Annotated in this window: 28 protein-coding genes and 2 riboswitches; of the genes, 13 read left to right on the top strand and 15 right to left on the bottom strand. The window is 44.0% G+C overall.

All coding sequences use genetic code 11. The annotated features are described in order from the left end of the window. The first annotated feature begins 122 nt into the window (after nt 1-122). The 5 genes from AC0YN7_RS08010 to AC0YN7_RS07990 are packed head-to-tail and all read left to right on the top strand — an operon-like array spanning nt 123 to nt 4,631. Nucleotides 123-797 (top strand): response regulator transcription factor, encoded by a 675-nt coding sequence (locus tag AC0YN7_RS08010; RefSeq protein WP_475809428.1) that lies wholly within the window; start codon nt 123-125, stop codon nt 795-797. Further along, nucleotides 794-2,209 carry a sensor histidine kinase gene (locus AC0YN7_RS08005; RefSeq protein ID WP_475809427.1) on the top strand — a complete coding sequence of 472 codons (1,416 nt, stop codon included), beginning with the start codon at nt 794-796 and terminating at the stop codon, nt 2,207-2,209. The genes AC0YN7_RS08010 and AC0YN7_RS08005 overlap by 4 nt, the downstream gene beginning before the upstream one ends. 58 nt (nt 2,210-2,267) lie before the next feature. Next, a complete protein-coding gene (locus tag AC0YN7_RS08000; RefSeq protein ID WP_475809426.1) occupies nt 2,268-3,182 on the top strand; it encodes an ABC transporter ATP-binding protein in 915 nt (304 codons plus the stop codon). Continuing rightward, nucleotides 3,179-3,892 (top strand): ABC transporter permease, encoded by a 714-nt coding sequence (locus AC0YN7_RS07995; protein WP_475809425.1) that lies wholly within the window; start codon nt 3,179-3,181, stop codon nt 3,890-3,892. Before AC0YN7_RS08000 ends, AC0YN7_RS07995 begins: the two co-directional genes overlap by 4 nt. A 1-nt stretch (nt 3,893) precedes the next feature. Beyond that, the gene (locus tag AC0YN7_RS07990; RefSeq protein ID WP_475809424.1) at nt 3,894-4,631 is read left to right on the top strand and encodes an ABC transporter permease; all 738 of its coding nucleotides are present in this window, start codon (nt 3,894-3,896) and stop codon (nt 4,629-4,631) included. Here AC0YN7_RS07990 and AC0YN7_RS07985 read toward each other — a convergent pair. From AC0YN7_RS07985 to AC0YN7_RS07975, 3 genes are all read right to left on the bottom strand, one after another. Next, entirely contained in the window at nt 4,628-5,317 is a 690-nt protein-coding gene (locus tag AC0YN7_RS07985) for a DNA alkylation repair protein (RefSeq protein WP_475809423.1), read from the bottom strand. The two genes, AC0YN7_RS07990 and AC0YN7_RS07985, sit on opposite strands and share 4 nt — an antisense overlap. Nucleotides 5,318-5,872: 555 nt before the next feature. Beyond that, on the bottom strand, nt 5,873-7,243 hold the full coding sequence (locus tag AC0YN7_RS07980) for an S-layer homology domain-containing protein (protein WP_475809422.1): 1,371 nt from the start codon (nt 7,241-7,243) through the stop codon (nt 5,873-5,875). Between the two features lie 183 nt (nt 7,244-7,426). Beyond that, nucleotides 7,427-7,984 (bottom strand): SLOG family protein, encoded by a 558-nt coding sequence (locus tag AC0YN7_RS07975; protein WP_475809421.1) that lies wholly within the window; start codon nt 7,982-7,984, stop codon nt 7,427-7,429. A gap of 87 nt (nt 7,985-8,071) precedes the next feature. Further along, a riboswitch (TPP riboswitch) is annotated at nt 8,072-8,174 on the top strand. A 123-nt stretch (nt 8,175-8,297) separates the two neighbouring features. On the opposite strand from AC0YN7_RS07975, the gene AC0YN7_RS07970 reads away from it, so the two are divergent. The 4 genes from AC0YN7_RS07970 (at nt 8,298) to thiD (ending at nt 11,788) form a co-directional block, all read left to right on the top strand. Then, nucleotides 8,298-9,068 carry an ABC transporter ATP-binding protein gene (locus AC0YN7_RS07970; RefSeq protein ID WP_475809420.1) on the top strand — a complete coding sequence of 257 codons (771 nt, stop codon included), beginning with the start codon at nt 8,298-8,300 and terminating at the stop codon, nt 9,066-9,068. Further along, nucleotides 9,049-9,825: an ABC transporter permease gene (locus tag AC0YN7_RS07965; protein ID WP_475809419.1), complete on the top strand. Its 777-nt coding sequence runs from the start codon at nt 9,049-9,051 to the stop codon at nt 9,823-9,825. The genes AC0YN7_RS07970 and AC0YN7_RS07965 overlap by 20 nt, the downstream gene beginning before the upstream one ends. A 119-nt stretch (nt 9,826-9,944) precedes the next feature. Next, on the top strand, nt 9,945-10,931 hold the full coding sequence (locus AC0YN7_RS07960; protein WP_475809511.1) for an ABC transporter substrate-binding protein: 987 nt from the start codon (nt 9,945-9,947) through the stop codon (nt 10,929-10,931). 41 nt (nt 10,932-10,972) lie between these two features. After that, entirely contained in the window at nt 10,973-11,788 is an 816-nt protein-coding gene (thiD, locus tag AC0YN7_RS07955; RefSeq protein WP_475809418.1) for a bifunctional hydroxymethylpyrimidine kinase/phosphomethylpyrimidine kinase, read from the top strand. Nucleotides 11,789-12,573: 785 nt separating this feature from the next. On the opposite strand, the gene queF is transcribed toward thiD, so the two are convergent. The 5 genes from queF to AC0YN7_RS07930 all read right to left on the bottom strand — a co-directional run bounded on the left by queF (nt 12,574) and on the right by AC0YN7_RS07930 (nt 15,734). Then, nucleotides 12,574-13,071: a preQ(1) synthase gene (gene queF / locus AC0YN7_RS07950; protein WP_475809417.1), complete on the bottom strand. Its 498-nt coding sequence runs from the start codon at nt 13,069-13,071 to the stop codon at nt 12,574-12,576. A gap of 32 nt (nt 13,072-13,103) precedes the next feature. Next, complete coding sequence (gene queE / locus AC0YN7_RS07945) at nt 13,104-13,832, bottom strand: 7-carboxy-7-deazaguanine synthase QueE (protein ID WP_475809510.1); 729 nt, start codon at nt 13,830-13,832, stop codon at nt 13,104-13,106. Then, a complete protein-coding gene (gene queD / locus AC0YN7_RS07940; protein WP_475809509.1) occupies nt 13,822-14,274 on the bottom strand; it encodes a 6-carboxytetrahydropterin synthase QueD in 453 nt (150 codons plus the stop codon). Before queD ends, queE begins: the two co-directional genes overlap by 11 nt. Next, complete coding sequence (queC, locus tag AC0YN7_RS07935) at nt 14,274-14,942, bottom strand: 7-cyano-7-deazaguanine synthase QueC (RefSeq protein WP_475809416.1); 669 nt, start codon at nt 14,940-14,942, stop codon at nt 14,274-14,276. Before queC ends, queD begins: the two co-directional genes overlap by 1 nt. Before the next feature lie 148 nt (nt 14,943-15,090). After that, a riboswitch (PreQ1 riboswitch) is annotated at nt 15,091-15,134 on the bottom strand. 78 nt (nt 15,135-15,212) lie between these two features. After that, nucleotides 15,213-15,734, bottom strand: a complete 522-nt coding sequence (locus AC0YN7_RS07930; protein ID WP_475809415.1) for a hypothetical protein — start codon at nt 15,732-15,734, stop codon at nt 15,213-15,215. 456 nt (nt 15,735-16,190) lie between these two features. Between AC0YN7_RS07930 and AC0YN7_RS07925 the strand changes: the two genes are divergently transcribed. After that, a complete protein-coding gene (locus AC0YN7_RS07925) occupies nt 16,191-17,093 on the top strand; it encodes a J domain-containing protein (RefSeq protein WP_475809414.1) in 903 nt (300 codons plus the stop codon). A 94-nt stretch (nt 17,094-17,187) separates the two neighbouring features. Here the strand turns inward: AC0YN7_RS07925 and AC0YN7_RS07920 are convergent, their stop codons facing one another. After that, nucleotides 17,188-17,607: a DUF1284 domain-containing protein gene (locus AC0YN7_RS07920; protein WP_475809413.1), complete on the bottom strand. Its 420-nt coding sequence runs from the start codon at nt 17,605-17,607 to the stop codon at nt 17,188-17,190. A 121-nt stretch (nt 17,608-17,728) separates the two neighbouring features. Then, the gene (locus tag AC0YN7_RS07915; RefSeq protein WP_475809412.1) at nt 17,729-18,502 is read right to left on the bottom strand and encodes a hypothetical protein; all 774 of its coding nucleotides are present in this window, start codon (nt 18,500-18,502) and stop codon (nt 17,729-17,731) included. 203 nt (nt 18,503-18,705) lie between these two features. Between AC0YN7_RS07915 and AC0YN7_RS07910 the strand changes: the two genes are divergently transcribed. After that, complete coding sequence (locus tag AC0YN7_RS07910; protein ID WP_475809411.1) at nt 18,706-21,132, top strand: fibronectin type III domain-containing protein; 2,427 nt, start codon at nt 18,706-18,708, stop codon at nt 21,130-21,132. An 8-nt stretch (nt 21,133-21,140) separates the two neighbouring features. Here AC0YN7_RS07910 and AC0YN7_RS07905 read toward each other — a convergent pair whose 3' ends face one another. Then, nucleotides 21,141-21,212, bottom strand: a complete 72-nt coding sequence (locus tag AC0YN7_RS07905) for a hypothetical protein (RefSeq protein WP_475809508.1) — start codon at nt 21,210-21,212, stop codon at nt 21,141-21,143. 11 nt (nt 21,213-21,223) lie between these two features. Here AC0YN7_RS07905 and AC0YN7_RS07900 point away from each other — a divergent pair, with 11 nt between their 5' ends. Both AC0YN7_RS07900 and AC0YN7_RS07895 read left to right on the top strand, forming a co-directional pair. Next, nucleotides 21,224-21,772, top strand: a complete 549-nt coding sequence (locus AC0YN7_RS07900) for an alpha-amylase family protein (protein WP_475809507.1) — start codon at nt 21,224-21,226, stop codon at nt 21,770-21,772. Next, on the top strand, nt 21,772-22,125 hold the full coding sequence (locus AC0YN7_RS07895; RefSeq protein ID WP_475809410.1) for a hypothetical protein: 354 nt from the start codon (nt 21,772-21,774) through the stop codon (nt 22,123-22,125). Before AC0YN7_RS07900 ends, AC0YN7_RS07895 begins: the two co-directional genes overlap by 1 nt. Nucleotides 22,126-22,267: 142 nt before the next feature. Here the strand turns inward: AC0YN7_RS07895 and AC0YN7_RS07890 are convergent, their stop codons facing one another. The 4 genes from AC0YN7_RS07890 to AC0YN7_RS07875 all read right to left on the bottom strand — a co-directional run bounded on the left by AC0YN7_RS07890 (nt 22,268) and on the right by AC0YN7_RS07875 (nt 25,386). Next, nucleotides 22,268-22,660 carry a DUF2500 domain-containing protein gene (locus AC0YN7_RS07890; protein ID WP_475809409.1) on the bottom strand — a complete coding sequence of 131 codons (393 nt, stop codon included), beginning with the start codon at nt 22,658-22,660 and terminating at the stop codon, nt 22,268-22,270. A 105-nt stretch (nt 22,661-22,765) separates the two neighbouring features. After that, the gene (locus AC0YN7_RS07885) at nt 22,766-23,875 is read right to left on the bottom strand and encodes a TFIIB-type zinc ribbon-containing protein (RefSeq protein ID WP_475809408.1); all 1,110 of its coding nucleotides are present in this window, start codon (nt 23,873-23,875) and stop codon (nt 22,766-22,768) included. 9 nt (nt 23,876-23,884) lie between these two features. Continuing rightward, entirely contained in the window at nt 23,885-24,883 is a 999-nt protein-coding gene (locus AC0YN7_RS07880; protein ID WP_475809407.1) for an SPFH domain-containing protein, read from the bottom strand. Between the two features lie 95 nt (nt 24,884-24,978). Next, nucleotides 24,979-25,386 carry a hypothetical protein gene (locus AC0YN7_RS07875; protein WP_475809406.1) on the bottom strand — a complete coding sequence of 136 codons (408 nt, stop codon included), beginning with the start codon at nt 25,384-25,386 and terminating at the stop codon, nt 24,979-24,981. Nucleotides 25,387-25,909 lie beyond the last annotated feature (523 nt).

The following is a 25,909-nucleotide window of genomic DNA, read 5'->3' as shown; positions in this document are numbered from 1 at the left end:
ACCATTCTTATCGATGCATCTTTTATTTACCTCTCCATTGCTCGTAGTGTATGTTAAATATAAAATTATCTGATAAACGATTCATTTAATTCAGAATAAATGGAAAGGGTTGTAAAAAAAATATGAGTGAAACACTTCTATACATTGAAGACGATCAAGAAATTGGAAGCTTTGTTTGTCAGCATTTGACGGAGAAGGGCTTTGAAGTAAAATGGCTGCGCAGCGGCGAACGAGCGCTTGAAGAGGCAATCGGCTGCAATCTTGTCATTCTTGATGTCATGCTGCCGGGTCTGGATGGCTTTACTGTAGGGCAGCGTTTGAAAAAAACAGATTCCAGCCTCCCCATCCTCATGCTGTCAGCCCGTACATCAATCGACGATAAGCTTCAGGGCTTGCAGTTCGCGGATGATTATTTGACGAAGCCGTTTCATCCCGACGAGCTTACTGCTCGAATCGAGGTGCTGCTGCGCCGTTTCCCCGCGTATACATCCGAGCCAACAGCTATCAAGCATCTGCTTGTTTTCGAGAAGGAGAATCGAATTGAAAACAGCGAAACAGGGGTGGAAATAGCTTTGACTGGCAAGCAATTTCAAATATTCACTTACCTGCTGCGCCATCTCGGACAAATTTTAACAAAGGAACAAATCTATGAAGCCGTTTGGAAGGAGCCTTACCTAGAGGGCGACAAAACATTAATGGTTCATATTCGTTATTTGCGAGAGAAAATTGAGCGCGATCCCGCAGCTCCAGAAGTGATCGAAACCGTACGCGGAATCGGTTACAGGGTACGAGCATGAAGAAGAAGCTGTTTAAGAGAAGCACCAAGTTTCATCATTCCTTAATGTCGCGTTACCTGCTGATCATTTTGTTTGCCTTTCTGTTTATACCGGTTATTTTCCCGCTAGCAAGCGTGTTGTATTTGATTACAGGGACTGCCATTCAAAAGGAAGAGCCTATCGGTCTAAAGTATGGAAACTCCAATCAAATAGAAATATCGTGGCATCAAGAAGCCGCATTGCTCGGTGACGCTGCTCCGGATCAAGTCGATCAAAAGCTGAATGAGCTCGCGAAGAAGTATCCTGAAGCGTCCGTTTTCTGGGTAAATGCTGCTGGAAATACACAGCTGCAGCTTCCTCCGCAAGCGGGACTCCCAGCTCATTGGACGCACGTCGAGGCTATTCAATTTATGAAGGAGAACGTCGATAACGACCCTTTTACGGTGCTTGCTTTTATCGGAGAAAATAATAGCGGCCCTAGCTTCATGGTGCTTCAAATGCCACGGTCGCTGATCCAAATGCAAGGGCCGCTTGGGACGGGTACGCCCTTTTACCTTGCTTTTATATTTGTAATGTTTGCTATCTTCATTATCATCTCTCTGTTATTTTTCAGGCAGATACGAAAACGTCTTATGAGGCTGCAATCGGCTATGACGCTGCATGGCTTAAATGGCCTTCCGATGCCGATTATGCAGAAGAAGCAAGATGAGATTGGACAGCTTGAGGCAGCGTTTAACGAGATGGTTGATCAGTTAAGGGAAAGTCAACAGCGGGAGCGTGAGGAGGAACAACTTCGCAAGCGTCTGATTTCTAATTTGTCGCATGACTTGCGTACTCCGCTAACCGTATTGAACAGCCACCTCTATTCCTTGCGGAAGGAAGAAATAAGTGATCTCGGACAGCAATCTATTGTACAAATGGAAAATAAAATCGTCAATTTGGACCGCTTAATTGAAAATCTGCTCTCCTACACACTGATGACGAGCGGACGGTATCCGCTTAAGCTCGAACAGCAGGATGTGCTGCGGCTTGTAAGAGAAAGCGCAGCCGAGTGGTTTCCCGTGTGGGAAAAGGAAGGCATTGAAGTAGATGTAGATATACGGGAGCAGCCATTGGTATGGACCGTGGATAAGCAAGGCTTTCGCCGCATTCTTGACAACCTGTTTCAAAATGTCGTACGGCATGCTCGTAACGGGAAATATATAGGCATAGCCTTGGAGCAGTGTAATGAAAACACCGCTCTTGTCATTATCGATCACGGTGACGGACTTGATTCATCCCTCGCTGAAAGAGGAGCTGGCATCGGGCTAGCTATCGTAGAGCATTTAATTCGTGAGATGGGACTCGAATGGCGAACGGAATCCTCTGAGCATGGAACTCGCATCTTTATTAACCCAAAGTCTGTTGAATCTGATTTTTTAAACAAAATTTAAACAAGCCGCCCTTTTGTTTTAACCTTCGAGCGCTATTGTTGTTATCGAGGTGATTAACGTGAATGATTGGATTATCGAAACGAAAGGGCTTAGCAAATCATACAAAGGACGCTTTGCCGTTTCCAATCTGAATTTAAAAATAGCAAAAGGAGATATTTATGGCTTTCTAGGACCGAACGGCGCTGGTAAAACAACGACGATACGTATGCTGCTTGGTTTAATTAAGCCGTCGAAAGGAACGGTTAACCTTTTTGGCAAATCGCTGAAAAAGGAGAAGCTTGCCATATTACGCAAGGTAGGCTCGCTCGTTGAATATCCTTCCTATTACGGCCATCTGACAGCCGTAGATAATTTGGAAGCTATCCGCAAAATCATTGATGCCCCGAAGCAAAAAATGGCTGAGGTGCTTGAAATAGTCGGGTTGACAAAGGAAGCTCGCCGTCCGGTTAAAGGCTATTCCCTTGGTATGAAGCAGCGGCTTGGCATTGCAAGTGCTCTGCTAGGAAGCCCTGAGCTGCTCATACTGGATGAACCAACGAACGGACTCGATCCTTCCGGTATTTTAGAAATTCGCGAGTTAATTAAAAGCATGCCGAAGCAGCATGGTATAACCATTCTTATCTCTAGTCATTTGCTCAGCGAGGTAGAGCAGATGGCAGGAACAGTCGGCATTATTCGTCAAGGCGAGATGGTGTTTCAGGATACAATTTCTAACTTGCATCAACAAGCAAAAGGAACGATTTCACTTCAAGTGTCTGAACCGCTTCGGGCAGTTGGTGCTTTGCGTGAGCAAGGAGTAGGTGCCGCTCTTACGGAATCGGCCATTATATTAGAGCATACAGATGATGCGACAGTGGCTCGCATTGTGAAAAACTTGGTGGAACACAATCATTCTATCTATCGTGTCGAAGAAAAGAGAAAGTCGCTTGAGGATCTCTTCCTCCAAATTGTCGAGGAGGGAAAACGGCTATGATGGGAAGAGCGCTAGCCGCCGATTTTGTGAAAATACGCGGGAAAGGAATATGGTTTCTTGTCATCCTGGGACCAGTCGGACTGCTTGCCATGCAGGCTCTCAATTTCGGGATTCGCTATGATTATATGACGACTAAATACGCGGACGATTTATGGGGAGTATTGCTTGAAAATATTTTTATGTTCGTTCCGATTTCACTGTTTCTAGGGATCACACTTGTTTGTTCGCTGCTTGCTAATGTAGAGCATCATACCAGCTCATGGAAGCAGCTGCTTGCGCTGCCTATCTCGAGAACCGCTGTATTTGGCGCCAAATTTGCGCTTAGCGTCCTTTTGCTCACCTTTTCCTGCGTTCTTCTGGCCGTTGGCACATTGGCGCTTGGACTTTTATTGAAGTTCGGAACAGATTTTCCGCTTGGCGATCTTTTGCGACTCAGCTTTTATCCATTTGCCGCTTCCTTGCCGGTGCTAGCCTTGTCATTGTGGCTCTGTATGACCTTTAAGAATCAAGCCCTCCCTATTACACTAGGCGTTGTTATCTCACTTACCTCTATGTTCTCACTATCATTGACGGAATGGATTCCCATTAGTTGGCCTGCTTTGGCCTACCTCGGATCTGACCCGAAGTGGTTCATCGGAGGCGGTCTACTGTTCGGAGCCGTCATTCTGCTGCTTGGTGCGCTTCACTTCGAGCGAAAGGATGTGAGCTAAGATGGGAACATTTTTTAGAGTACTTGCCTCAGAACAGCTGAAGCTTTCCAAATCATTCATCTGGCTGCTCGTCCCGATCAGTCCTTTGCTGGCGATGCTGCTCGGTATGATGATTTCCTTTCAGCCTGGACAAGAGGATATACAATATCTCATTTTGCTATCTTCGATGGGTTCCTTTCATGCCATGCTGTTCCTGCCTATATTAACCGGTATTTTCTCAGCATTCATATGCCGCTATGAACATAGCGGAGGAGGCTGGAAGCAGTTGCTTACGCTGCCTATCTCTCGAACGGCGTTGTATTTAGCCAAATTCACATGGGTTGCCATGCTGCTTGCGGTCACGCAGCTATTATTCGTTGGAGCTGTATTGCTAGCTTCCGCCTATCAAGGGATAACAGAGGTATCATGGGAAACTCTGCTTACTAGCGCTATCGGCGGCTGGATCGCATGCTTGCCGCTCGCTGCCCTGCAATTGTGGGTATCCATCAGCTGGAGCAGCTTCGCGGCACCGCTTGCGATCAATGTCATGCTGACCGTTCCAAATATGCTGGTCATCAATTCTGCGACATATGGTCCCTTTTATCCGTGGGCTCAACCGAGTTTAGTCATGCTTGCATTCAGTACAGAGAAGTTTGGCGCGCTCACACTGCCGCTTGAGAGCTTATTTATTACGATAGTAGGAAGCTTTATCGTATTTTTTGCAGGCGGACTTATCTATTTCAATAAAAAAGAAATCTAATTAGTCAGATGCTTCATCGCCTCTTTCCTGCTAAGAGGCGATAGAGCGGTTTCCGCTACAAATTGCCGCACAACGGTTGAATCGGTTTTGGCATACTCTCTAAGCGACCAGCCTATCGCTTTGCGAATAAAAAAATCAGGATCATCTTTTAAACGACTAATGAATTCAAACAATCGAACCGTGTCGGTGCTTTGTTTATACTTGAGCTGATACAAAATAGCAGAACGACGAAGCCACAGATTATCTGAATGGACCCAGCGTTCCGTATAGACAGGAATAAGCGCTGGGTATTTGGAGAAATGATACCCGATTAGATGAGGCGCCAAAAAATCGACCGTATCCCACCAAGAGTTAGACGTAACCATTCCTTCCAGCACATCAATATAGGCAGGCTCGGCGTGCTTCTTATATTTCTCAAGCAGAGCCATGGCCGCGTAGTGAAATTCACGTTCCGGCAGTTCCCACAGCTGTGCAGCAGTTAGAAGCAGCTCGTCGCCCTTCGGCACTTCGTTCTGCTTCCAGAACTCACGCAAAAGCTGCGTTCGCTCAGGCGACTTTATTCCTAAAAAGTCAAATTGATTGCGCAGGTATGCTTTCATCGGCTCAGCCTTTGCTGGATCTGCATGCTGCCTTAACCAAGCTTCCAGCTTTTGCGCGCTGGCTGTCATTTGGTTCATTTGGTTCATTTGGGCACCTCCGATTTATGAATGAGAGTGAGAACGAACTTCTTTAATCGTCTGGGACATACCTCTATTCCACAAAACCTTTACTCCTTATTTGAAAACGGCTGACTCTCGCCTAAATCTAATTTAGTTTCAGTTTCTGAAATTAATTTAGACTTCAACTCAATAAACCTTGTATTAGTTTCAGTTCTTGAGACTAGATAGCTTCTTTCTGAGGAAACCATGCAAAAAAACTCATTTAGGTTCACAAATTGAAATTATCGGCTCGACTACGAGTAGCGTTAAGCAACTAGTTTCAATATATCACACTAAGCAAATATAACCGTATATCTGCTGCACATATCAGAAAAAAACAGCCCAAACCATCTGTTCATGGTTGGGCTGTTCTAGTTAGGTTGTTCTGGTTATGGTTGTTCTAGTTAGTCTGTTCTAGTTAGTCTGTTCTAGTTAGGCTGTTCTGGTTATGTTGTTCTGGTTACACTATTCACTTAAGCTATTATTCTCTTAAGCTCTCTTAGGCTATTATTCTCTTAAACGATTATCTACTTAACCAATCATTTACTTAGACTCACCATGCAAATATCTGAAGAAAGGCTTATCCACCCAAAATTGTGTTGGCGTAATCGTAACATCAGGGTCGATGGCTTTCAATCCTGCTACCACTTTGGCAGAATCCTCGTTGAGTGAGAAAGGATTTACTGTATAAGGGCTGTCTTCATCGGAAATAAAGTTGTTTGTAATAATTTCATAACCCTTTAATTCCGTTGAAGAATAATAGAGCGGCTGCCACCATGAGCTAGCGATCAGACCAGCTTGACCATCCTCGTTTTTCTTTGCATAGCTTTCGATAACGCTGTCGAAAGCAGCTTTATCTGCAGCTGTCTTAAATTCAAATTCTAGATCGTATTCTTTCGCGTAAGCGATATAGTTACCGTTAGCGATTTGTACAACGTTCGGACCTGGATCTCCCCACTCTGCCAAATGCACGAAAGCGGATGTTTTAGGCTCGAATTGTACTTTCGCATTTAGCCCTTCACTTCTCAGCAATCCAATTAGCTGTACAGCATGCTTATAATCGGAATGTCCGTAAACAAGCGAAAGTGATGGAATAAAGTTAGGCTCAAAGCGGGAATCCTTCAAGCTGTAGCCGGTAATCAGCTGCTGCTCCAATGCCGTATTAACAAGCTTTTGCAGATTTGGCGCATCAATAATATCGGAATTTTCGTAAGCGCTTTTCAGCTTTGAATAAATATCAGCATCGTTAACGTAGCCGATGTATTGCTTGTAAAGACCTTTTGTAATAAGAACTTTACCTAGAAGCGTGTTGATCAACTGCTCGCTCGCAATGTCCTTTGGTTTGAAGTTCGTATAAAATTCTGCTGGCAAAAGACCCGTATCAACGGCAAGCGCCAACTCCTGAGCCACCTTAGTACCTAGTGTGCTTCCGTTTACATGAAGTGCGCTAAGCGCTTTATTAACCTTTGCAGTAGGATAAGTGTAAGCCAGCTCTTTAAGATCAGCCGCTCTTACTGCAATAGAAATGGCAACCACATTCGTTAGTTGTCCGTCTCCCTGTATAGCAGGTCCTGATAGAATACCATTCTCATATAGAGCAGCAGCAGCTGGAAACAATGCGTCGCTCCCCTTCACATCAGTAAAAGCAACCTCTTTACCTGTAGGCTCGTAACCAAGTATGTCAGCTACAGCATCTATAAACTGGCCTTTCGTAATCGTTCCTGTAAGATTAACGCCATGCTTCTCTTGCAAAAATTGCTTATACTGCGCTACCCCATCTTCTTGCGATTCAGCAATAGTTGCTGCAACAGGTGCTGGAGAAGCCGCGTAAGCAGCCGATTGCGCAAATACGATAGAAAAGGATAAGAGGAGTGCTGTTAGAAGCTTGGTATACGTAGCAACTGATTTTGACATGAACAATACCTCCATCAAATTTATTCCGACGGTTTTAATCGGATTTATGTAATTTGGATTATTATAACAACTCAAAATCCTTTGTGTCAACAATAATATTTTCACAAAATTATTTTCATAGATTCGAATTAAAACATCAAGAAAATACGACTCTCCCTCTCTCATATTCCCGGTTGTTGCTGACTACTCCATCTCATGGAAACCCTCATCATCAGCAATGCTTTGAATGTCCTCCGAGCTAATATTGATATATAGATAACCGTCCGCTTGCTGCTTCTTCAATGCCTTTTCTTTAAAAAAACGTGGACTGCCTTCGCCCGCATCTTCATCATAAACGAGAACAATCCCATCGGTTTTGCGAAATAACAACTCGTCCCTGGCGGTGAACTGCCAAACCCCATCATACGGCTGCTTGCTTACGGCAGCGTAATAATCGACCCCTTTTAAAATTTGCTGATAAAATTCCTTTTTATCGTCCTTCCATTTCTCGTCAGGGTTGCTGTATGCAGATAAAATCGACAGCCTCAACTGCGGATACGATTTCTTGAGCTCGATAACGACCTCACAAGCCCACAAATCCACCCCATATTGACCGGGTGTAATAACCCATTCCAAGCCCTCTTCTATTAATGGAATCAGCTTGCTGGTGAGCGCTTTTTTGATATATACAATGCCTTTATGCTTCTCATTAAAAATATTAAGCTCATGGGCACGATAGCCGGTAACGAGCAGATTTTTCATCTATTTCAACGCCTTCTCAAATAATTATGATTTACATATCTCCAGTGTATGCTATAGTATTGAAAAAACAAATCAAATATCTTCTATTTATTTCACTAGGGGAGTCTAACGACTGAGATGGAGCATCCGCTCTGGACCCTTGGAACCTGATCTGGATCATTCCAGCGGAGGGAAGTGGAACAAGACTTTCATTCATCGGCGTTAGCCTGACTGAATTTTTTGACCCACTCGTTTCCTTCGGAAATGGGTGGGTTTTTATTTGTTTACATACCTGCTTACGAAGTGAATCTGCTTCGCGAGCTTTGAAGGAGGTTTGTTTATTACTGCCCTATTATCGCTGAGAAAACTGACTTTCTCTTTTTCGCCCGCTTACGAACATCCTTTATTGTCCGGGATTTCCATGGACGTTCGCATGGGTGAATTCGTTTCTGTTATTGGAGCAAGCGGCTCTGGCAAAAGTACATTATTCAAGATGCTGGCAGGGTTACTAGAGCCTACGCATGGGGAAATTCTTTTTAACGGACAACGAATCTCCAACCGTCTCGGTAAAATCGCCTACATGCCTCAAAAGGATTTATTGCTGCCGTGGAGGACCGTCCTTGAAAACTGTTTGCTTCCCTTAGAGATCGCAAAGGTCAACAAACAAGAAAAGACCGCAGAAATTCGAGCAACGCTGGAACGCTTTGGCTTAGCTGGCTGCGAGCAGCTCTATCCCGATCAATTGTCAGGGGGAATGCGGCAGCGTGTCGCATTTCTAAGGACGCTAATTACCGGTCAAGAGCTGATGCTGCTCGATGAGCCCTTTGGTGCGTTAGATGCGATGACCAAGCGAGAGATGCATAAATGGCTGTTAGCTCTTTGGGGAGACATGAAGAAAACCGTTTTGTTCATTACACATGATCTGGAAGAAGCCATTCTACTTAGCGATCGTATTTATATGCTGTCAAATGAAGCTGAGCAAGGCGTTCAAGAAATTCAAGTCAATTTGCCCAGACCCAGACACTTTGAGATTAACTACGAACCGCAGTTTATACAGCTGAGACAAGATTTGGAGCGAAGGCTATATGCGCAAACAACAATCTAATACATGGCTAGGTAACTACGGACTATTTATAGCGCTATCGTTTTTCTTCTTGTTAGCTTGGGAATTGATCGTTCGACTTGGCTGGGTCCCGTCCTTTATTATACCCGCTCCTTTATCCATTGGGCGTGCGCTAATTGAGGATCGCGAACTTTTGCTGGGCAAACATTTGCTCGTTACGCTTAGAGAGGTTGCTTTTGGCTTTTTTTTATCTGTTATCGGTGGTGTGGCTCTTGCTGTGGGCATGCAAACTTTCCGAACGCTTGAGAAGGCGCTTTACCCTTTGATCGTCATTAGTCAAACGATCCCGCTTATTGCGATTTCACCCATCTTCATTATGTGGTTCGGCTATACCATCTGGAGTAAAGTCGCTGTTGTGTTTCTGACCGCCTTCTTCCCCATTGTAGTCAGCACATATGATGGGCTATGCCACGGAGATAAGGATTACAGGGAGCTACTATTGACGATAGGGGCGAATCGGTGGGATATTTTTCGCAAAATCCAGGTCCCTATCGCACTGCCCTCCTTCTTCTCCGGTCTTAAGCTGTCTATCGTCTATTGCGTGGTAGGCGCTACTATCGGCGAATGGCTTGGAGGAAGCGCAGGCTTAGGCTACTACAGTCGCCGCATGTCCAGCAATCTGAATACCGATTCGATGTTCGCATCCGTTTTCTTGCTGTCATTGATGGGTGTCATCCTGTTTCTAAGTATGGTACTACTAGAAAAAATACTATTTATGAGAAGAGGCAATCGGAAATGAAAAAGCAATTAAATATGGTGAAAATGCAATTAAGAATGAAATCAAGAGTCCATTTACATATAAAATCCGGAAGCAAATCGAATATTAAAAAGCTATTACCATTGCTGCTTGCGGCCTTAATGCTTCTAATAAGTGGCTGTGGCGGTTTGAATACGAATAATTCGGGCAATAAACAAGCAGCCGCATCTACCGCTCCCACAGTGGAGCAGCCGTTGCAAAAGCTGAGCATTATGCTGGACTGGTATCCGAACGCTGTGCATTCCTTCCTATACGCTGCGCAAAAAAACGGGTATTTCGCGAAGCAAGGCTTAGAGGTCGACATACAAATGCCTGCGGATACCAACGATGCTTTGAAGCTTGTAGCCGCAGGTAAAATCGACCTGGCGCTAAGCTATCAGCCTCAAATACTTATGGCACGCGGCGAAAATATACCTGTAAAATCGATTGCTGCAATCGTTAGACATCCGCTCAATCATTTGATGGTACCGCAAGACGGAGCAATTAAATCACCTAAAGATTTAACAGGCAAAAAAGTTGGCTACTCCTCCATTCCCCTGTATGAAGCGATGATGAGAACAATGATTAAGCATGATGGCGGGGACGCTGACAATGTCCATATGATAGACGTAGGCTTTGGCTTCATCCCAGCTATTTCAACTAAGAATGTAGATGCAATCATAGGCGGATTTATTAATCACGAGCAATTGCTTCTTGAAAAAGAAGGTTATCCGATGACAGCTTTGAGCCCTACTGACTATGGCGTGCCAGATTATTACGAGCTCGTGCTCGTTGCTAGTGATCAAGGGGTGAAGGATAAACAGGCTATATTTGAAAAGTTCATCCAAGCCATCACCGAGGGACAGCAATATGTTCAACAAAATAAGGAGCAGGCATTGACTATTTTGTTCGAGCATGAAGATCAGACGTCGCCGCTCGATAAGGAAATCGAAACGAAGAGCCTAGACATTTTACTGCCGCTGATGGATGCAGAAGATCAACCTTTTGGTCATCAGGATGCTGCTTCATGGGAAAAAGTACGAGAGTGGCTGGTTGCTAACGAATTGCTACCTGCGGATATTAAGGCTGAGGATGCATTTATCAACTAGGGAAAAATACTAGGGAGGATTACTAAGGAGGAGAATAAACGATGAACGTATACAAAGCATTGACGATAGCCGGCTCAGACAGCGGCGGCGGCGCGGGCATTCAGGCAGATTTGAAAACCTTCCAGGAGCTTGGTACATACGGCATGTCTGTTATAACAGCGGTCACCGCACAGAATACATTGGGCGTACAAGGAGTGTATCCGCTTGAATATGAAGCAATTAGCGAGCAGCTTGACTCCATCGGCTCGGATTTACAGCCTGACGCAGTAAAGACCGGCATGTTATTTAACGGAGAAATCATTCGAATCGTCGCCGCCAAAGTAGATCAGTACGGCTGGACTAATCTGATTATAGACCCGGTCATGGTAGCCAAAGGAGGCTCTTCCCTACTGCAGCAGGAAGCACTGCAAGCTCTCGTTCAGCAACTGATGCCACTCGCACTCGTAACTACGCCCAATATTCCAGAGGCGGAACTGCTTGCAAGGATGGCGATCCGTACGTTTAGAGACCGAGAAGAAGCAGCCAAACGTATGATCCAAATGGGCTCACGTTATGTCATTATAAAGGGTGGCCACGCTGCGGAGTCAGAACCAATCGTCGATCTAATCTACGATGGAGTAAACTTCAGTTATATCGAGAGCAAACGAATCGCAACTAGACATACTCATGGCACGGGATGCACCTACTCCGCCGCCATCACCGCCGAGCTTGCTCGCGGCAGAACCGTCATGGAGGCAATACAGACTGCCAAACTCTTCATCCAAGCGGCGATCGAGGATCAGCTCGGAATCGGCGCCGGGCACGGCCCGACAAATCATTTTGCTTATCAGCGGAGATTAAGAAGCAGGAGTGAGTGAGATGGGTTGTGGGGTTGGTCCATGTAAAGTTTGACTTGACATGTTCACAAAACATAACCGATGATCACTCCTTATTGGACGTATTAGTGTATTTAAATTTCATATCCGATCTTACTAGCATCACAAACTGATCATTTAATCATCAGTCCCCCATAATTATACAAAAACCTTCTTACTGTGAGGAGAAACTCAATAATTGTGAGGTTAGATTCACTAATTTCTATGCAGCTATTTTTCGGCTTTACACATAGTGAGGCAAACCTCACTCGTGATGAAGTTAGCTTCATGGGGAGTGAGGTTTACCTCATTCTACCGAACATTGTATCCCGAACCCTTGATATTAGTGAGATTATCCTCATTAAATAGTGAGTTACCTTCAGTAAAGGTCGAAGACTCAATTAGCTGCCACTCCTTCCACTGTTCCCAACACTAAGCTGCTACGAACAAGCCTTCGACATCATATGAATCCGATAATAAATTCCGGTAGGTTGGGCTTACTCCTTTATACTCAGCATCAATCTTTTGTATCAGCTAATCCTCAATCTTTTGTATCTGCTAATCCTCAATCTTTTGTATCTGCTAATCAATTCAAATTATATCCATCAAAAAACAGACCGCCTATCCAAAGAAGGCGGTCTGCACATGCTGCTATATACTTGCCCTATTTCTATTCCCGCATTATTCCTGCTGTAATCCTTCTGTATTCCTGTGGTATTCATGCTATGTTCCTTCTATAAACTAACCCTAATCTTGACCCATATCCTGCCCTACTACCTATACCCCAACTAACGATTATCAACCTTCTCCGGATACAAGTCATGGTTCATGAGGCGATGCTCCGCCATCTGCTCATATTTGGTGCCCGGTCGCCCCCAATTGCAGTAAGGGTCGATCGAAATGCCGCCACGCGGAGTGAATTTTCCCCATACTTCAATATAACGAGGGTCCATCAATTCGATGAGGTCGTTCATGATGATATTCATGCAGTCCTCATGGAAATCGCCATGATTGCGGAAGCTGAACAAATATAGTTTGAGCGACTTACTCTCTACCATTTTACAATCTGGGATATAAGAAATGTATATCGTCGCAAAATCGGGCTGACCCGTAATTGGACATAGGCTTGTAAACTCTGGACAATTAAATTTTACAAAATAATCACGGTTCGGATGTTTGTTATCGAATGACTCCAAAATGTCAGGCGAGTAGTTAAAAAGATACTCCACCCCTTGATTGCCGAGCAGCGTTACGCCGTCTAGTTGTTCCTTACTTCTTCCATTCATGTTGGTTTCCGCCCTTCCTATTACACGCACTCTCATACACCCTTCTTATTGCCCCAAACCCATGTATGAAGTTGAGGCAATACATGAACCCGCTTCAAGTCAGGGTCTGGCATAACTTTATCTATTAACCATTCATAGCGCTCCACTAAATAAGGGAGCATATGCTTTGGCTCCGCTTCCTGAAGATTGCCGTTCCCCGCCTGCAAATAAAACGGGATCTGCGGATAACGTAAATGTACGAAAGTGGCATATTCCAAGTCTAATTCATCAAACACGACAACTTTCATACAAAAGCTGCGTGATTTCTGCATTAATTTGCTGACAATATCGTCGAGCACTTCCCAATTGGTCGTCATGCCAGAGCTTGGAGGCTTTGGAGACAACGTTAATTCATCAATGTTCCAAAACCATTTTTGCCAGCGGCTGCCCTGTGTCTCCAGCGCAACGCTAATGTTTTGCTTATGCAATTCATTAATTAACTCACTCAATTGTAGCAGCAGCGCTGGGTTTCCGCCGGAAATGGTTACATGCTCGAACGTATTGCCACCAATTTGTTTCAATTGTTCTATAATTTCAAGCGCCGTCAGTTGGCGAATATCTTCTTTGCCGCTTCCGTCCCAAGTAAACGCGGAATCGCACCAAGAGCAGCTATAATCACAGCCAGCTGTCCGCACGAACATCGTCTTCCGTCCTATTACCATGCCTTCCCCTTGCACTGTAGGTCCGAATATTTCCATGACGGGAATTTTTCTAGCGCTCATCATGCAGGCCCACCTTTGGTTTAGGTCGGTAGATACAATAGCTCGTCGGCGTTTCACGCAAGTAAACCTGAACACATTGCGGATGATTGATCGTACCATCCAGATGCTTCTGAATAATCTCACAAATCGTACGGGCAACTACTTCTGTTGTCGGAAAACGGTCTGCATCCAGGTCGCTAAAGCTCTCGGCATCATCATTAAGAACCGTATGGTCAAATCGATCATGAATGAGCTGCTTAATAATAGCGAAATTCACCAAGAACCCCGCAGAATCCAGTTCATCTCCGGCTACTGTAACGTTCGCATAGTACGTATGACCATGCATCTGCTTGCACTTGCCCGCTTCTTCGGCTGGAACGTAGTGAGCAGCAGCGAAGTGAAAATCCTTGTTAAGCTCATATTGGAACGAGTGATTAGCTGCGGGATACATTTGCTGCATCATCATATAATCGCACTCCGTACACGTCGTTCAGCTAAATATTCATCCAGCCCTTTTTTCCGAAGCAAACAGGCAGGGCAATCGCCGCAGCCATCCGCAATAATTCCGTTATAGCAAGTCAAAGTCCGTTCCCGAACAAAATCAAATGCTCCAAGCTTATCTGCGAGCTCCCATGTCTCCGCTTTGTTAAGCCACATCAGTGGAGTGTCGATAACAAACGGATAGTCCATCGATAAATTCAACGTAACATTTAACGATTTCACAAAAACATCCCTGCAGTCCGGGTATCCGCTGAAATCCGTCTCGCAAACTCCCGTTACGATATGCTTCGCTCCAATTTGCTTGGCGAGCACTGCGGCAAAAGTAAGAAACAGCTGATTCCGACCGTCTACGACCGTCGATGGAAGCTCCCCTTCCTTCTGCTCTATGGCGATATCATCCCTTGTAAGAGCGTTTGGAGCTAATTGATTAAGCAAGGACATATCTAAAATGTGATGCTTAACATTCAACTCTTTCGCTATATCTGCTGCACACTCAAGCTCCAGCTTATGACGCTGTCCATAGTTGAAGGTTACAGCCTCAACCTCCTCGAAGCGCTCCCTTGCCCAATAGAGACAGGTCGTGCTGTCTTGACCGCCGCTGAAAACAACGACTGCTTTGTCTTTCTTCATGCTGCATCTCCCTCTCTTATGTTCCGAGAAGACAGAGATCACCCGAATTCCTTCATCTTGCGTTAAAAAAACCAAAGAAACGGCGCGAAGCGGTGTGCCCGCTTCGCGCCGAACGCAAAAACGACGATGCCTCCTGACGGGCCATCGTTTTTACATAGTTTTTTATAGAGGGAGTTCGCGAACCTCTCCCGGCAGCCGTGTTCATCTCACGATGAGGCACCGGACTTTCTTCTTCAGTTGTTCTTCCGTACTATAGCATAACCGAGACACTTAATCCATTATTTCATTTAATTCTTGAAGTGTTTGAAGCATATGTTCAACTAGCTCCTCGATGTCGTCCATCTGATCCTCACTGATTTTACGGTTAAAGCTTAGCTCTATCGTATTTAAATAGACTGGACTTTCAGCACCGTATACGTGGCTTATCGTTTGGATTGGTGGAAGCTCGGGACTCCATATACGCATCATTATTCGTTCGACTTTCTCACACTGCACAGCCACATTGACTAGCTGCATAGAGAAGCGCAACCCCAATGAACAGGCAGGCTTCTCTCCTGGCTGCTCTAATATTTCCATAGCCAGATCCTTCAATGAAGCTGTTAGCAAAACCTCAGCAAACACCTCTTTACGGTCAGGAAGCTTAAATTGAAGCACAAACTCTCGAGACATAACAGCCATTTCGAGCCTATCTATTCGGTTTGTAACATCCAGCCTACGATCCAAGTTATCCAAATCATAAATCTGATTTTCTAAAGCTACTTTAAAGTTGTCAAACACTGTTGGATCAAACATTCCTATTCCCTCACTTATCAGCTCTGTTGTTCTAGTTATTGTTAGCAACCAACCAATTTAAATACTTTTAAAATATAGGTTGGGCGGTGTTAACCCCAGCTCGCACAGTCGTTTCGAAGCTGTAGTCGTCCACTTAAACCGCTCTCTTGCATTTTTCTACTAACTGCTTGTAAGAATCAAATTACGCTCATTATGAAAGCCTATATAACATCTATTTTGCACAAAAATCAGACACTCTAAATATATAACACAAAGAACCCCCATACTAGGGGATTCTTCATCACACTATTAGAGTCACTACACAGGAATTGGATACCTGTTCGATTAACGTAGCTTATAATGAGCAATTCATTGTGAGCGTTTACTAGATATGAAATTGTAAATTTGCGTTAGTCGCAGAATTCCGTATACTAATAGATAGGAATCATTCAGGAGCTACTTACTAATCGAGGTGACATGGTGGACGAATTGAAACAAGCCTATGAGACTATGGGGTTGCAGGAGTTTGCAGCGAAAGAAGAAGTAGAAAAACGTTATACGCTATTAATGCGTCAAGCGCGCACCAAAACGAAGCCGCAAGACTCAGAAGAAGCAGTGGACTCTTTTGGGGAAATCACGAAAGCCTATCGACTTATTTTAGAGTATGAGGATCGAAAGCTGACCGATGCGTTTAACGAACAAGAATACGGAAAATACAAGAAGATGGCTGGACAAGCACAGAAGATGGATCATTTTTGGCGTTATTACAAGTTTCATACAATTGGCGCCATTGCAGCAGTAGCACTCATTATTTATGGAATTATTAGCTTCGTCGATTACCGGGAAGAACAGGCGCGACTTGCTAGCTTGCCTCCTATCGATCTAAATGTGTCGCTTATGGGTAATTACATGTTGGAGGAAGGCACTCCTGAAGATGAGCCTATTGAAAAGGCCCTTTTGGCAGCGTTTCCCGAATGGAAAAGATTTGCATCAACGTTAACATTTGTTCCACCGGATGAGCAGTCTCAATTTGCTTATTTGCAAAAAGCAGTCCTTATTTTAGCCACAGAGCATCCAGATGTGTATATTATGGACCGCGATATTTTCAAATGGATCGGTGTGCAGGGCGTTCTAACAAGTATGGATGAAGCGGTTGAAGGTGAATTAAAGCCTTTGCTGAAGGACGAGCTTTTGATGAAGCTTAAGACGGAAGAGGATACAACTGAGCATGTTTATGGTATTGATTTAAGTACGAGTAGGCTTGTCGATGATCTTCCTCTATATAAGACGGACATGATTATCGGTATTCGCGGAGATGCCAAAAACCCTGAAAATGCGATCGCCTTCATAAAGAAATATTTAGAGACAATCGAGAAATAAATATTTGAAAAGGTCTGCACTAACGGTCATTATATGACCTTGTGCAGACCTATTTTTGTTGCCTGAATTGTAGATGTGTACGACTTACGCTACTTCATGCTTTAACCGCCGGAAGCGGTCTTCCCTCAACCACATGCAAAACGCCATCTTGACATACTCCATACGATTCCCACGGGCAGGTCGCACATAAATGGCTAATATCAGCTGGTACGATCTTGTCTGCTATTTCGCTGCATATCTCTTGCCAGCTGCCGCGAGCACCAGCCTTTAGTCCCAGCCTCACCAAAACCGCATCATCCACATGATGAACGGTTCCGTTGCAGTGATTCGTTTTATCTGTTGGATACTTCACACAAATGTCATCCGGCCCAGCAACGATTTCCACCTCGGTCTCCGGCATCGTCCTAAGCGTTTCATAGATAAGCGTCATATTGGCACAAAATTCAGCTGAGTATCCCATACCCCTATAACCTAGCAAGCATAGTAAATGATGGCCTCGCAATCGGATTGTCATGTTCAAAATGTCTCCTTACCTGTAAATCAACTCATATGTCAACCATTCTATCACAAAAATAAGTTAACATATATAGTTGAGTAGTTCCTACCATTCTTCTCATTCCAAAAAGTGAATCAACTCATCTCCGGTAAGGAATATCGGGCCCAACTTCTTCATGTAGAGTCAACGAGCCCCGAGTCAAATCATAACTCAACCGTTGTTCACCCGTTTCCTCCCCTTTTCGCCAACGCTCGATAAAATGAACCAGATAACGCTCCTTATAATCGGTTAGTTCAATCGCGGTTTCCCTCTCGACTTGATAGCCTTCTACTTCAAGCTGGATTTTTCCAATTCCATCAGGAAATAAATCGGTGACCGTGCCATCTCTCGCAGTAGCAAATTGCAAAGCATCCTCAGCGGTAAAGGGCGGTTTTGGCGGTGCGTTTACTTGTATCGAAATAATAAGTACAGTAAATAGCAGTAGGGGCATTCCGATGAAGGTAATAACCTTTCCTTTACTCATTCGGGGCCCTATCCAGAGGAACAAGCGATCTAACAAGAAGAAGAGAATAGCCGCTGTGCCACCCATAATACTAAATAGAGAGGCTTGAAGGACGATACCGAAGAAAACACCGAAGAAAACATGTAGAAATCCCGATAGCAGCCATTCTGTCGGTCCTGAAATCTTCAGCCTAATCGCTGCCTTCTCAAGAAGTAAAGATACAAGAATACCATAAATAAAAGTACTCGGAACAACATACATCGAGATGACAAACGTCCAGCTTGCAAAGTCTGAAGCCGCATGCCAATTCACTTCTTCCCCCGGTGCAGGGTAGGAAACAAATGAAAAGCTAGTCATAAATATCATGATCCACGAAGTAAAATAAGCACTCAAAAACTTTCTTATGAGCAACTTTAGCCCCCCCTAGTTCCGAACAATTCTGAACGACTTTTTGTTATCCCCATCGTAGCTAATCCTCCTAAGTGACAACAGTTCTAACTTTTATAGTACCTTCATTACTCAAGAACTATATTCATAAAGCAAACCAAAATGATATATTATACGCGAATTGAATAACTATTAAAAATATCAAAATAAGGAATATGGAGGTATTTATGAAAAAAAATCGCTCGACCATACCGTTTTTCATCTTTTTTGGATTGCTAGTTTTGATTTCATTGCCACTTACTGCTCACGCACAAGAAGAAATCCCTAGTTCAACAGCATTAACAAACCATATGGAAATTACCCTTTCCTATCTGGAAGACAGGACAATAGTTGGTGACCAGATGTACTTAGGTGTTCACGTCTCCTTTACGAGGTACCCTATCGCAAAAGTTACCGCGCAGGTTGAACAACTCACCTTAAATCTCGATTCATGCAGTATGAGCACAACATGCTGGAAAGGAAACATGAATCTTGAATCCTTGCCCATAGGAGAAAAAGATGTTATCATCACCGCTTTCGATACAGTGGGAAATTCAGTCACTATAAGTGTTCACGTCATATTGAAAGCAGATATTACACCGCCAATCATCTCAAATGTATACCCTGCAGATGGCCATCTTATTTCAGAGACAAAGACACGCATATCCGCGGGTATTAGGGATGACGGATTAGGACTTAGCTCATACGAATTTTTGATTGATGACCGTCCACTTGAAGTAAATTATATGCACGGATCCGTTTTTACTTATATTTATGATTTGAAGAACGGTCCCCACTCTTATAAAATCCGCGCCACGGACAAAGCCGGCAACCTATCAGAATATTCAGGGACCTTCTACGTTAAAACATCCTTGTGGCCAGACGGTAGCCGTATAACCGCATCAAATATTAAGTGGAATTCGCTTACTTTATCGTGGTCTCCTGCGGAAGGAAGCAAGAGCTATCGGATATATGCCGACCAGAGGCTAATAGGTACGGTGGATGGAAATGTAAACTCGTATCATGTAACAGAGCTGAACCCTGCTACCACTTACGGCTTTCAAGTGCAAGCTGAGTTCCCTGATGGCGGTTGGACGACAGATGGACCCTATGAATTTATTGAAACGCCTTTGCGGATCGACCCTCCGGTTATTTCGGACGTATATCCGAGCAGCTTAGAAATACTGACGTCAGACCAGCTGATTATCTCGGCCAAAATAACGGATAGACCTTTTGGATTTTTCTATGGCGTAATTACAGTTAAAGTCGATGGTCAAAAGGTTCAGAACAGCTACAACAGGCAAACGGAGACGATGACCGCAGCAACCCTGGAATTACAGGACGGTTATCATTCTCTTGAAATCATTGCCACGAATTTATACGGAGGTTCAAGTGAATACTCAAGCAGCTTCACAATCCAGAAACCCGTATGGCCAGAAGGAAGTCTCTTAGAGGCAGAGAATATCAAACGAAACTCTCTTACGCTATCCTGGCCATCAGCAGAAGGTAGCTTAGGTTACCGGATATATAGTAACGGAGACGCAATAGATTCAGTGAGCAATACCACCCACACTTATGAAGTAACGAATCTACAAACGGATACCTTATATACGTTTAAAATAGAAGCGCAGCTCCCTAACGGCAATTGGACATCTGATGGTCCATCTACAACGATTAGGACGTCTAGTCAGTATTTGGAACGGCTTAACAAGCTTTATGCTGCATTTAGGTCTAGCGATTCGGAGGATAAACAGAATGTAAGTAAGCTGCGTGAAGAAGTCATGAAGCTGAACTACTCGAACGACCATACACTGCTTGATCCAGTATGGGATAAAATTAGCGTAAAGCTGCCTGAATCTGCTGATCAAGTGCTGCTAAAGGGCAGTCTGTTTCATATTTTCAAGGCAATCGGTTCATTCGAATACGATCCACAAGCCTCTCAATTGGAGGAGTTACGAACGAATCCACAATTACTGATGATGCTGAAGGAATTTGGAGAAGCGGGTGGTGTGGAGAACATTACGACCGATGATCTCTTATTATTTCTATTCGGGGACGGCGAGAGTCACAAAGGCATCGAGGGCACGGTAACAGATATTCTCTCAAAAAAATCTCCAAGAGAGTTTATCCAACTGCTTGGGAACAAACAGAAGACAAAACTTATATTGTTCGAAGCTTTGAATCAAATGCTTGTTAAAACAGATGAGTATAAATTCAGCTTATTATTAAACAAACTAAACATTACACCTAAAGACCTAATGGCAACGGCACAAAACATTCAACAAAAGCTATTGTATGACGAACCCGCCATTAACGCATTTATTGTCGCATATGCCCGTTCTGAAGCAACAGCAGAGGTAAAAATAACGGCCAATGGCAAGAAGCATAAATACTCACTCAAACTTTTCGGCGTCGAGATTCCTTCTTTTGCTTTGAACTGGTCGAAAGTATCTGGCGACGATCATGTCATAGTGAAAAAAAATGGAACCATAGAAATCTCGAATGCAATAGCAAGTGGAACGGCTGTTATCCAAGCATCGATTGTTAATCCATATGGAGGGAATACCAAGGTTATTTTCAATAAAGAAGTGACGTTGGTTAACGGGGGCCAGTAATAAAACCTTTATGTATAACCCTGCCGCTGACGACGATAGGCTGCAGGTGTCACTCCTTTCTCCTTTCGGAAAAGACGGATAAAGTAATTTAATTCATCAATGCCGACAGCAGACCCGACTTGGAGCGCAAATTGAGGCCGCTCATGAAATTGGCGTTAAGACACCGGTTTATATATCCGCAGGTCTTGATGAGAAGCTTGCCCGCCTTCATCCAGAATGGCTTTTAAGAAGAGCAAATGAATCAACCACTTGGGCGCCCGATTTCATGTCCGCTGGTTATCATCAGTTTTGCTTTAATTCACCGTATTTGGACTTGCTTGTTGCCCAAACAGAGCAAGTCGTTCAACAGTATGACGCTGACGGCATCTTCTTTGATATCGTAGGTGTGTCTGAATGCTATTGTCAGAACTGTATTAGGTCGGCCCAGGAACAAGGGATTAACCCAATGGATAAATCGGAGATGTATACGCTGTGGGAACAGACGTATGCACCTTATACAGATCGAACCAACGCGGCTGTCCAACGATTTAAACCAGATATTACCATATTCCATAATGGAGGCTACCTCGTCCAAGGAAGACGAGATCTAGCATTCAGAAATCCTACCTGTTCGAAGACTACGCCCAAAAAGGTAGTCTGATGCTGCTCGACATCGTACTATATGCGCTGGATAGATTGCTTGCAGACCTTAAGACGCTAATTACAACACTTCCAGCTCAAGGGGTGACAACCCTTCAAAGTCAAGATGGTCAAAACCGCCTCGTGCATCATTTGCTGTATGCCTCACCTGTATGTCGTGGCGAGTCCGTTGAGATTATTGAAGACATCATCCCGCTCTACGACATCCGCAATGAAGTACGCACAGATAAGGAAGTTAGCAATGTGTATTTAGCTCCACAGCTTGAGCAGCTGCCATTCGTTTATAAAGATGGAGTCGTCTCTTATTCGTTGCCAAAGCTGCTAAGTCATCAGATGATCGTTATTCAATTCTGATTGGTGATGGAGTCACGAAGATAGAGAGAATGTTGCAATCATAGGTCATTCAAAAAAAGCCTGGTCGTTCCGTTCGTTATGGAACGAACCAGTTTTTTTGCATGGATTTTTGAAATCGACAATTTGCGATCGTAACCCACACCTAGCTTATCGGTAATCGCTTAAACCCCTTAAATCTTGTTCCTTGAAAGGTTAACTCTCCCTGATCACCGACAACTATTATACCAAAATGATTCGTGTTCACAGGTAGCTCCACCCGTGAATGATCCGCAAATTCAAACGTTATATAGTAATTGGTAGAAGTACTTGAATCGCCAGATCCGCCCCATACCTCGGTTCTCTTATCAACAACCTTACAGTTCTGAGTTTGCAACGATGCTGCATTGTTAGAAGTCCAAGTGCTTAAACCCTTTATAATGACATACAGAAAAACTCCTATAACAAGCGTTACAACAAACCCTCCGAATATTTTGAAAAAGATGGGCATTTCCCTTAGGAACCCTCCAAATCCGCTCGGCTCATCAAAGTTATACACTAATAAACTCCTCCTCTATAAGGATCTCATTCTCCCAACCTCAGTCCTATGAAAAATCCCAGATCCAATATAATGGAACTGGGAAAGTAGAAGATGGGAATAGGATCAGTTATTTTGCATGACAAAAAACACGATCACTGCAGCTGCAATGAGACAGGACAGCACGAAAAATGAAATTTTCCAAGGGCTGCGAGGAACAGCTCCAGATACAAGCCCCGTCTGACCGTTCACCATGTAGCGATAGGGCTTGTTGCGATACGAATAATTGGCGTTCCATAAGGGCAGTAAAATATGCTTATAGGTGTTATTGTCATACTGTGTGCGAATATGAAGCGCCCTCACCTCATCCCCGCCAATCTTGCGAATAATGTCACTGCGAACCGCTTCATCGATTTTCTGGCCAGCTGACCGCCAGCCGTCCTTGCGAGAGATCGAATATCTCTCCGCAGCAAAACCGCTCAAATATTCCGGTTTATATTCTTTAAGCTGCTTTAGATTGAAATTACCTAGCTTCTCGAGCATATCTTCATCATATCGGGCAGACGCTGGAATCAGAATATCATCAAAGAAACGATCATGTCCGCCGCCTACGTTATGCCATACCGTATACCTAACCTGCGTTGTATAGGTTTCAGTTTTTCCATTGACGACACGAGTTCTCGTTTCCGTTCGATAATGATAATCCCCTCTTTGCGCCGTATACACTGAAGCCGTCTGAGAATCAAATGTCCAATAGGGAATGTATACACCCGTTAGACGAGATACGATATTTCCTTTTTTGAATGCATTGGGAACGAACCAGCGCTTCTTCTTCCAGAGCTTAAAGGAATTAACCGCCTGTTCCATCGTGATAAGAAATGGAATAATTGTTTCTGGTCGAATGCTCGCCTTATCCTCTTGTCTAAGCACCTTTGGCGATCCGCAAAAAGCACACAACGTTGACGTTTCCAGTTCAGGAATAAAACTCTCCCCGCCACAGTTCTCGCAGTGGATCGTCTGCTTGCGAAAGCCCCAATCGGTCATTGTCCCCAGATTAGTATCAGAATCGGACAAATCAAGATTATACTCAATCGGACGCTGCTTGGAATCCTCGATTAATTCCTCTTTGCCGCAATATTGGCATTTCAGGTTCTGTCCCTCGGAATGAAAAAACATTTGACCGCCACAACCCGAGCAAGGGAATGTAATAGGCGTCTTTGGCGCGGATGCTTCCATCGTCATCTCCTATACCTTAGTGCCGCAGCTTGAGCAGAACTTTGCATTTTCCGCTAGAGGCACGCCGCATTCTGAGCAAAAACGTTTTCCAGCGTTTGAATTCGCTCCCCTATCATTCGCACGGTCTCCGCTTCCCGCTTGTGACTCGGCAGGCTTATTCATCATTTGGCTCATCATCTGTCCCATTGCCATGCCAGCGCCCAGACCTACACCTGTGCCAGCATCACCGGACCCTTGATTATTCGCCGCTTCACGGATTGCCTCCGCAGTCTGAAATTTCATATACTGATCCAAATTACCGGCAATGTTCATAGATGACTTTCGGTCAATCATCTGCTCCACCTCAGGTGGCAGCGACAGATTCTCAATCATCAGGGACGTCAAGGAAAGTCCCATCCCCTGTAAATGAGACTGCAGACGTTCTCTAGCACTGGCGCTTAATTCCTCGTAGGAGGAAGCTAGGTCCATCACAGGAATTTTGGATTCACCGATGAGATCGCTAATACCGGTAACGATAATGGATTTTAACTGATCCGAAATTTGATCTGCCTTAAATTCGCTGCGTGTACCAAATAACTCTTTAAGGAACAAATCAGGCTGCCCCACTCGGATCGAATAGGTACCGAAGCCCTTTAGTCGAACTACTCCAAATTCAGCGTCACGCAACAGGAATGGGTTAGTCGTTCCCCATCTTAAATTTGTAAAGTTTGTCATACTGACAAAGTAAACATCCGCCTTAAAAGGGGAGTTAAACGCATGCGGCCAAGCTTTCAGCGCTGTTAGAAGCGGCATGTTTTGCGTACTTAATGTAAAGGTTCCGGGTCCATATATATCAGCAATCTTGCCCTCATTTACGAATATCGCTACTTGCGATTCACGCACAATTAGTTTGGCGCCCATCTTGATCGCATTATCATAAACTGGAAAACGATAAACCATAGAGCCTGTATCGTCCAGCCATTCGATGACCTCAATAAATTGACCTTTTAGAAAAGAAAATAAACCCATTTGTCAGCCTCCAATTATAAGCCTCTAATAATCAATTATTCATTTATTATACTAAAATTCAGAGATGTCGGGTACCCATTGGAAAAATATTGGAATTAGCTCCCCCGACGCATTGCCATACTCGCATTCGTATACTTCACTTGCTTCCTCTTCAACACACTCGCATTCGCATACTTCACTTGCTTCCTCTTCAACACACTCGCATTCGCATACTTCACTTGCTTCCTCTTCAACACACTCGCATTCGCATACTTCGCTTGCTTCCTCTTCAACACACTCGCATTCGCATACTTCGCTTGCTTCCTCTTCAACACACTCGCATACGCATACTTCGCTTGCTTCCTCTTCAACACACTCGCTTTCGCATACTTCGCTTGCTTCCTCTTCAACACACTCGCATTCGCATACTTCGCTTGCTTCCTCTTCAACACACTCGCATTCGCATAATTCGCTTGCTTCCTCTTCAACACACTCGCATTCGCATACTTCGCTTGCTTCCTCATCAAAACACACTCGCAGTCGCATACTTCACTTGCTTCCTCTTCAACACACTCGCATTCGCATACTTCGCTTGCTTCCTCATGGTCATACACACACATCTATTATATAAACGTATCCTTATCACTTAGCTTTGTGAGGTAATCCTCTATAATAGTGAGTCTATCCTCACTGTTTCACTGGTTGAGTAAGTAACAATTAAACAAACAATGAAGTAAACCTCATTCCCCATGAACAAAAGCTCATGGGGAATGAGGTTTACTTCACTATCACATTGATGCAGCCGTTATACCATCAATTTAATGAGATTTACCTCACTAATTAGTGAGCCACTTCAGTAACTTCGACATCTCCCAGCTTTTCAGCTTTATCAGTAACTTCAAAACTTCTCAGTTATAGATTTTAAGTTTTATCAGTATCTTCGATCCTCAGATTTGAAGCTCTATTAGTATCTTCTACCTCCATTAGTTATGCAAGCTCTAGCATGTCTTCATGACAAAAAAATGATAATCCCTTCGAAGTGGCAGT

The organism is Paenibacillus sp. J31R122 (assembly GCF_056269185.1).
This window is presented reverse-complemented; position numbering and strand designations above follow the sequence as displayed.

Coding starts and splice junctions, on each gene's coding strand:
- queE (WP_475809510.1), bottom strand. CDS start 13,832: ATGAGCGCTAGAAAAATTCCCGTCATGGAAATATTCGGACCTACAGTG.
- AC0YN7_RS07885 (WP_475809408.1), bottom strand. CDS start 23,875: ATGGAAGCATCCGCGCCAAAGACGCCTATTACATTCCCTTGCTCGGGT.
- AC0YN7_RS07990 (WP_475809424.1), top strand. CDS start 3,894: ATGGGAACATTTTTTAGAGTACTTGCCTCAGAACAGCTGAAGCTTTCC.
- AC0YN7_RS07980 (WP_475809422.1), bottom strand. CDS start 7,243: ATGTCAAAATCAGTTGCTACGTATACCAAGCTTCTAACAGCACTCCTC.
- AC0YN7_RS07975 (WP_475809421.1), bottom strand. CDS start 7,984: ATGAAAAATCTGCTCGTTACCGGCTATCGTGCCCATGAGCTTAATATT.
- AC0YN7_RS07875 (WP_475809406.1), bottom strand. CDS start 25,386: ATGAGGAAGCAAGCGAAGTATGCGAATGCGAGTGTGTTGAAGAGGAAG.
- AC0YN7_RS07910 (WP_475809411.1), top strand. CDS start 18,706: ATGAAAAAAAATCGCTCGACCATACCGTTTTTCATCTTTTTTGGATTG.
- AC0YN7_RS07880 (WP_475809407.1), bottom strand. CDS start 24,883: ATGGGTTTATTTTCTTTTCTAAAAGGTCAATTTATTGAGGTCATCGAA.
- queC (WP_475809416.1), bottom strand. CDS start 14,942: ATGAAGAAAGACAAAGCAGTCGTTGTTTTCAGCGGCGGTCAAGACAGC.
- thiD (WP_475809418.1), top strand. CDS start 10,973: ATGAACGTATACAAAGCATTGACGATAGCCGGCTCAGACAGCGGCGGC.
- AC0YN7_RS07960 (WP_475809511.1), top strand. CDS start 9,945: ATGCTTCTAATAAGTGGCTGTGGCGGTTTGAATACGAATAATTCGGGC.
- AC0YN7_RS07985 (WP_475809423.1), bottom strand. CDS start 5,317: ATGAACCAAATGAACCAAATGACAGCCAGCGCGCAAAAGCTGGAAGCT.
- AC0YN7_RS07925 (WP_475809414.1), top strand. CDS start 16,191: ATGGTGGACGAATTGAAACAAGCCTATGAGACTATGGGGTTGCAGGAG.
- AC0YN7_RS08010 (WP_475809428.1), top strand. CDS start 123: ATGAGTGAAACACTTCTATACATTGAAGACGATCAAGAAATTGGAAGC.
- queD (WP_475809509.1), bottom strand. CDS start 14,274: ATGATGCAGCAAATGTATCCCGCAGCTAATCACTCGTTCCAATATGAG.
- AC0YN7_RS07995 (WP_475809425.1), top strand. CDS start 3,179: ATGATGGGAAGAGCGCTAGCCGCCGATTTTGTGAAAATACGCGGGAAA.
- AC0YN7_RS07930 (WP_475809415.1), bottom strand. CDS start 15,734: ATGTTTGATCCAACAGTGTTTGACAACTTTAAAGTAGCTTTAGAAAAT.
- AC0YN7_RS07895 (WP_475809410.1), top strand. CDS start 21,772: ATGCTGCTCGACATCGTACTATATGCGCTGGATAGATTGCTTGCAGAC.
- AC0YN7_RS07920 (WP_475809413.1), bottom strand. CDS start 17,607: ATGACAATCCGATTGCGAGGCCATCATTTACTATGCTTGCTAGGTTAT.
- queF (WP_475809417.1), bottom strand. CDS start 13,071: ATGAATGGAAGAAGTAAGGAACAACTAGACGGCGTAACGCTGCTCGGC.
- AC0YN7_RS08005 (WP_475809427.1), top strand. CDS start 794: ATGAAGAAGAAGCTGTTTAAGAGAAGCACCAAGTTTCATCATTCCTTA.
- AC0YN7_RS07965 (WP_475809419.1), top strand. CDS start 9,049: ATGCGCAAACAACAATCTAATACATGGCTAGGTAACTACGGACTATTT.